This window comes from Quadrisphaera sp. DVD1 (assembly GCF_058932755.1).
In genome coordinates, this window is the sequence record NZ_JBZYWI010000162.1 from 1 (window position 1) to 6,693 (window position 6,693).

General features: G+C 74.8%; 6 protein-coding genes. 4 read left to right on the plus strand and 2 right to left on the minus strand.

Going from position 1 to position 6,693, the window contains the following annotated elements:
* Window positions 1-758: serine/threonine-protein kinase (locus tag AC5FZL_RS14520; RefSeq protein ID WP_493619602.1), on the minus strand; the 758-nt coding region annotated here is incomplete at its 3' end.
* 87 nt (window positions 759-845) lie between these two features.
* Between AC5FZL_RS14520 and AC5FZL_RS14525 the strand changes: the two genes are divergently transcribed.
* From AC5FZL_RS14525 to AC5FZL_RS14540, 4 genes are all read left to right on the plus strand, one after another.
* The gene (locus tag AC5FZL_RS14525) at window positions 846-2,276 is read left to right on the plus strand and encodes an alpha,alpha-trehalose-phosphate synthase (UDP-forming) (RefSeq protein WP_493619603.1); all 1,431 of its coding nucleotides are present in this window, start codon (window positions 846-848) and stop codon (window positions 2,274-2,276) included.
* Window positions 2,273-3,079: a trehalose-phosphatase gene (gene otsB / locus AC5FZL_RS14530; RefSeq protein ID WP_493619604.1), complete on the plus strand. Its 807-nt coding sequence runs from the start codon at window positions 2,273-2,275 to the stop codon at window positions 3,077-3,079. The genes AC5FZL_RS14525 and otsB overlap by 4 nt, the downstream gene beginning before the upstream one ends.
* Window positions 3,080-3,250: 171 nt before the next feature.
* On the plus strand, window positions 3,251-4,363 hold the full coding sequence (locus AC5FZL_RS14535) for an ABC transporter ATP-binding protein (protein WP_493619605.1): 1,113 nt from the start codon (window positions 3,251-3,253) through the stop codon (window positions 4,361-4,363).
* Window positions 4,364-4,455: 92 nt separating this feature from the next.
* The gene (locus AC5FZL_RS14540) at window positions 4,456-5,829 is read left to right on the plus strand and encodes a DUF4032 domain-containing protein (RefSeq protein WP_493619606.1); all 1,374 of its coding nucleotides are present in this window, start codon (window positions 4,456-4,458) and stop codon (window positions 5,827-5,829) included.
* A gap of 57 nt (window positions 5,830-5,886) precedes the next feature.
* On the opposite strand, the gene rlmB is transcribed toward AC5FZL_RS14540, so the two are convergent.
* Window positions 5,887-6,693 (minus strand): 23S rRNA (guanosine(2251)-2'-O)-methyltransferase RlmB (gene rlmB, locus AC5FZL_RS14545; protein ID WP_493619607.1); only part of this gene is annotated, 807 nt, incomplete at its 5' end.

Here is a 6,693-nt window from a genome sequence, read left to right on the forward strand (position 1 = left end):
GGCGCCAGGGCGGCGTCCAGCACCGCCGCCAGCCCCGCCGGGACGCCGTCCAGGTCGGCCGCGCCGCGGCGCACCCGGCTGAGCACCGCCTCCATCGGGCCGGAGCCGAACGGCGGGCGGCCCGTGGCCGCGAAGGCGACGGTGGCCGCCCAGCCCCACCAGTCCGCCGAGGCCGTCACCGCGCCGCCGTCGAGGACCTCCGGCGAGAGGTAGCCGGGCGAGCCCATCACCAGCCCGGTGCTGGTCAGCCGGGCGTCGTCGGCGATCTGGGCGATCCCGAAGTCGATGACCACGGGCTCGCCGTCGAGCACCAGCACGTTCCCCGGCTTGAGGTCGCGGTGGACCACCCCGGCGTCGTGGATGGCGGCGAGCGCCTCCCCCAGCCCCAGCCCGAGGCGGGTCAGCTCGGCCGGCGCCATCGGGCCCAGGGCCTCCACGTGGGCGTCCAGCGGCGGGGCCGGCACGAACTGCGTGACGACGTAGGGCTGGTCGGCGTCCGGGTCGGCGTCGAGGACCTCGGCCACCCGCGAGGAGCGCACGCGCCGCAGGGTCTCCACCTCGCGGGCCAGGCGGGCGCGCGCGGTCGGGTCGGCCGCCAGGTGCGGTCGCAGCACCTTGACGGCGACCGCGCGGCCCTCGGGGTCCAGGCCCAGGTGCACCACCCCCATGCCGCCTCCGCCGATGACGTGCAGCAGCCGGTAGGGGCCGAGTCGCACGCTCGGCCCGGACCGCGTCCCGGCGTCCGTCCCAGCGTCCATGGTCGGAAACGGTACGCGGCCCGCGCTCGGGATGCCGGAGCGCCGAAGATCACTAGGCTCGGAGGCGACCGAGAGAAGGGGAGGGCCGTGCCGGGAGGCGAGTACGACTTCGTCGTGGTGGCGAACCGGCTGCCGGTGGACCGGGTCACCGAGGACGACGGCACCACCACCTGGCGCACGTCGCCGGGGGGCCTCGTGACGGCCCTCGAGCCGGTGATGCGGCAGGCGGACGGCGCGTGGGTGGGCTGGTCCGGTGACGCCGGCGAGGCTCCCGCCCCGTTCCACGAGGGCGGCATGCAGCTCGTGCCGGTGCCGCTGTCCGAGCAGGAGGTGGCCCGCTACTACGAGGGCTTCTCGAACGCGACCCTGTGGCCGCTCTACCACGACGTCATCGCGCCGCCGGAGTTCCACCGCGACTGGTGGGACGACTACGTCGCCGTGAACCGGCGCTTCGCCGAGGCCACCGCCGAGCAGGCCAGCCGGGGCGCGACGGTGTGGGTTCAGGACTACCAGCTGCAGCTCGTGCCCGCGATGCTCCGCGAGCGCCGCCCCGACCTGCGGATCGGCTTCTTCAACCACATCCCCTTCCCGCCGTACGAGATCTTCGCCCAGCTCCCCTGGCGCCGGCAGGTCCTCGAGGGCCTCCTGGGCGCCGACCTCATCGGCTTCCAGCGGATGAGCGACGCCAACAACTTCCTGCGCGCCTGCCGTCGCGCGGTCGGCCTGCCCAGCCGCAGCCAGCAGGTCAGCGTGGCCGGCCCCGACGGCACCCGCCGCACCGTGCGGGCGCGCTCGTTCCCGATCTCGATCGACTCCGGCGCGCTGGACCAGCTGGCGCGCTCGCCGGGGGTGCAGTCCCGGGTGGCGGAGGTGCGCTTCGAGCTGGGCGCTCCCCGGCGGCTGCTGCTCGGGGTGGACCGCCTCGACTACACCAAGGGCATCATGCACCGGCTCAAGGCGTACGCCGAGCTGCTCGAGGACGGCGTCGTCGACCCCCACGACAGCGTGCTGGTGCAGGTGGCCACCCCCAGCCGCGAGCGGGTGGCGAGCTACCGGCTGCTGCGCGACGAGATCGAGCTGACGGTGGGGCGGATCAACGGCACCTTCGGCGACCTCGGCCGCCCGGCGGTGCACTACCTGCACCACTCCTACCCCCGCGAGGAGATGGCGGCGCTGTTCCAGGCCGCTGACGTCATGCTCGTCACCGCCCTGCGCGACGGGATGAACCTCGTGGCCAAGGAGTACGTCGCGTCGCGCCACGACCTGCGCGGGTCCCTGGTGCTCAGCGAGTTCACCGGGGCCGCCGACGAGCTGACCCAGGCCCTGCTGGTCAACCCCCACGACATCGCGGGCCTCAAGGAGGCGATGGTGCGCGCGCTGGAGATGCCGCCCAAGGAGCAGGCCCGCCGGATGCGCTCGCTGCGCCGCAGGGTCATGGAGCACGACGTCTCGCGCTGGGCCGAGGGGTTCCTCGCCGCGCTGCGGGACCGCTCCGAGCTGCCGGTGGACGCCGCGTGAGCGCCGACGAGCCGCAGGACGCAGCCGCGGGCGCAGCCGCGGGCGCAGCGGTGGACCCGGCGCTGGGCGAGGCGCTGGCGGCGTTCGCCACGCGCGCCCGGGTGCTCGTCGCCCTCGACTTCGACGGCGTGCTCGCCCCGATCGTCGAGCGCCCCGAGCAGGCCCGCCCCCTGCCGGCGTCCGCGCGCGCAGTGGCCGCCCTGTCCACGGCCGACGGCGTCACGGTGGCCCTGGTCAGCGGCCGGTCCCTGGCCGACCTGCGCGCGGTCGCCGACCCGCCGCCGTCCGCCGTGCTCGTGGCCAGCCACGGAGCGGAGGTCGACGGCGTCCCCACCGAGCTCGACGACGCCCAGCGCTCGCTGCTGGCCCAGGTCGTCGAGGGCCTCGGCGCCGTCGTCGCCGCCCACGAGGGCACCGCCCTGGAGCGCAAGCCCGCCGGCGCCGTCCTGCACACCCGCAGCGCGAGCCCGGACGTCGGCGCCGAGGCCACCGCCGCGGCGCTGACCGGCCCGGCGACCCTCCCGGGCGTGAGGGCCCTGCGCGGCAAGGAGGTGGTCGAGCTGTCGGTGGTCACCGCCGACAAGGGCAGCGCGGTGAGGGCCCTGCGCGAGCGCCTCGGCGCCGACGCGGTCCTCTTCGCCGGCGACGACACCACCGACGAGCACGCCTTCGCGGTGCTGGACCCCGCCGCCGGCGACGTCGGCGTCAAGGTGGGCGAGGGCGAGACCGCCGCCCGCCACCGGGTGGCCGACCCCGAGGCGGTCGCCGCACTGCTCACCGAGCTGGCCACGCTCCGCTCCTGAACCACCCGCCCGCGCTGCCCCCTGGGCAGGGGGGCGGTTCGTGGGGCATACTCCGTCTCGGACACCGGCGTCCACGACGGCCGCCGGTGACCCTCCCTGCGCCGACCGGCGCCAGGAGCATCCCTCACTCGGATCGTCCGGCACGTTCCTGCCGGTGAGAGGACACACACCATGGCCACCGTCACGTTCGACCACGCCACCCGCGTCTACCCCGGCGGAGACCGCCCCGCGGTCGACGCCCTGAACCTCGAGGTCCGCGACGGCGAGTTCCTCGTCCTCGTCGGTCCTTCCGGCTGCGGCAAGTCGACCTCCCTGCGCATGCTCGCCGGCCTGGAGGACGTCAACTCCGGGCGCATCCTCATCGGCGACCGCGACGTCACCGACGTGCAGCCCAAGGACCGCGACATCGCGATGGTCTTCCAGAACTACGCGCTGTACCCGCACATGACGGTGGCCGACAACATGGGCTTCGCCCTGAAGATCGCCGGCGTGAAGAAGGACGAGATCCGCACCCGCGTGCAGGAGGCGGCGAAGATCCTCGACCTCGAGCAGTACCTGGACCGCAAGCCGAAGGCCCTGTCCGGCGGTCAGCGCCAGCGCGTCGCCATGGGCCGCGCGATCGTGCGCCAGCCCCAGGTGTTCCTCATGGACGAGCCGCTGTCGAACCTGGACGCCAAGCTGCGCGTGCAGACCCGCACGCAGATCGCCCAGCTGCAGCGCCGCCTCGGCGTGACCACCGTCTACGTGACCCACGACCAGGTCGAGGCCATGACCATGGGCGACCGGGTCGCGGTCCTCAAGGACGGCATCCTCCAGCAGGTCGACACCCCGCGGAACATGTACGACCGCCCCGCCAACGTCTTCGTCGCCGGCTTCATCGGCTCCCCGGCGATGAACCTGCTCGAGCTGCCCGTCACCGACGGCGGCGTCCAGTTCGGCAACGCGATCGTGCCGGTCTCCCGCGAGACCCTCGGTGCCGCCGCCGGCAGCACCGTCACCGTGGGCGTGCGCCCCGAGGACCTCGAGCTCACCGAGCGCGGCCTCCCCGTGCAGGTCGACGTCGTCGAGGAGCTCGGCGCCGACGCCTACGTGTACGGCCGGTCCCAGTTCCAGGGCACCGAGCACCAGATGATCGTCCGCGTCGACGGCCGCCGTCCCCCGGAGAAGGGCACGACGGTCCAGGTCACCGCCAAGGTGGGCCACACCCACCTGTTCGACGCCAAGGACGGCCGCCGTCTCGAAGACGTCGCCGCCGCCTCCACGGCCGGTGCCACCCGGGTCTGATCACCGCCTGATCCACGGCTCCACCCGAGGAGGGGGGCACCGCTTCGGCGGTGCCCCCCTCCTGCACGCCCGGGCGGTGGGAGGATGCCCCCATGGCCCAGTCCCTGCAGATCACCGCGGCGACCACGGACGAGTCCGTGCTCGACCTGCCGGACCTGCCGTGGGAGCTCCCCCTGGACTCCTGGCCGGCGCAGACCCTGGCGGCGCTCCCCCGGGGCATCTCACGGCACGTCGTGCGCTTCGTGCGGCTGTCGGGGAAGGTCATGGCGGTCAAGGAGATCGAGGAGTCCCTCGCCCGGCGCGAGTACGGCCTGCTGCGCCTGCTCTCGCGCCTGGAGGTCCCCTGCGTCGTCCCGGTCGCGGTCGTCACCGGCCGCACGACCGCCGACGGCCTGCCGCTGGACCCGGCGCTGGTCACCCAGCACCTCCAGTTCTCCCTGCCCTACCGCGCGCTGTTCAGCCAGGCCCTGCGCCCGGACACCGCGACCCGGCTGGTCGACGCGCTCGCCGTCCTGCTCGTGCGCCTGCACCTGTCCGGCTTCTACTGGGGCGACGTCTCGCTGTCGAACACCCTGTTCCGCCGCGACGCCGGGGAGTTCGCCGCCTACCTCGTCGACGCCGAGACCGGCGAGCTGCACCAGAGCCTGTCCGACGGCCAGCGCGAGAACGACCTCGACGTCGCGTTCACGAACATCGCCGGCGAGCTCATGGACCTCGAGGCCGGGGAGTACCTCGACCCCGACGTCGACCCCGTGGCCACCGCCGCCCACATCGTCGAGCGCTACCGCTCGCTGTGGGCGGAGCTGACCGACCTCGAGTCGTTCGAGCGGGGCGAGCGCTGGCGGGTGCAGGCGCGCATCGAGCGGCTCAACGACCTCGGCTTCGACGTCGGCGAGCTCGCGATCAGCACCGACGTCGGCGGGGCGATGGTCCAGATCCAGCCCAAGGTCGTCGACGCCGGGCACCACTCCCGCCGCCTGCTGCGCCTGACCGGCCTTGACGTGGAGCAGAACCAGGCCCGCCGCCTGCTCAACGACCTCGACGGCTACCGGGCGGCGACCGACCGCCAGAGCGAGGACGAGGAGATCGTCGCCCACGACTGGCTCGCCACGGTCTTCGAGCCGGTGGTGCGCGCCGTCCCGCGCGAGCTGCGGCGCAAGCTGGAGCCGGCGGAGATCTTCCACGAGGTGCTCGAGCACCGCTGGTACCGCTCCGAGCAGCTGGGCCGCGACGTCCCGCTCCTGGAGGCGGTGCGCACCTACGTCGACGAGGTGCTGCGCAACCGCCCCGACGAGGCCGCGGTGCTCGTCACCGGGACGCCCACCGGCATGTTCCCCGCCCTGGACGCCGCGCTCCGCTCGAGCGAGCCGCCCGAGCCCGAGCCGGACCCGGCCGACGACCGGATCGACGGGTGGCTGTCCAGCCAGAGCTGGCGGTCCGAGGCCGGCACGGGCGAGGTCCGCTGAGCCCGCAGGACCGCTGCGGGGCCGGGAGCGCCCCGGCCCCGTGCGGGCTCGGCAGGCTCAGGCCCGGCCGCCGCCGCGCTGCGCCCGCGCGGTGCGCCGACCGCGGTCGATCTCGTACAGGGCGACGCCCGCGGCCACGCCGGCGTTGAGCGACTCCACCGAGGCGGCCATCGGGATGGAGACGACGAGGTCGCACGTCTCGCGCACGAGGCGGGACAGGCCCTTGTCCTCCGAGCCCACCACGAGCACGATCGGGCCGGCCGCGGCGCGGGCCAGCTCCGGAGAGCCCAGCTCGGCGTCGCCCTCGGCGTCGAGGCCCACCACGAAGCAGCCGGCCCGCTTGGCCGCCTCCAGCGCGCGGGTGAGGTTCGTCTCGCGGGCCACCGGCACGCGGGCGGCGGCACCGGCCGAGCTCTTCCACGCCGAGGCGGTCATGCCGGCCGAGCGGCGCTCGGGCACGAGCACGCCGTGCCCGCCGAACGCGGCGGCCGAGCGGACCACGGCGCCGAGGTTGCGCGGGTCGGTGATCCCGTCGAGGGCGAGCACGAGCGGGTCCTGACCGGCGTTCGCGGCCGCGGTGAGCAGGTCGTCGAGGGTGACGTGCTCGTACGGCGGCACCTGCAGGACCAGGCCCTGGTGGACGGCGCCGTCGGTCATGCGGTCCAGGTCGCCGCGGGTGGTCTCCAGCACCGGCAGCCCGGCGGCGGAGGCCGTCTTCAGCGCCTCGCGGACGCGGTCGTCGGTGTCGATGCGCGAGGCCACGTACAGCGCCGTGGCGGGCACCTTCGCGCGCAGCGCCTCGACCACGGAGTTGCGCCCGGCGACCGCCTCGGAGGTGCTCGCCTTGGGCCCGCGCGCGCCGGG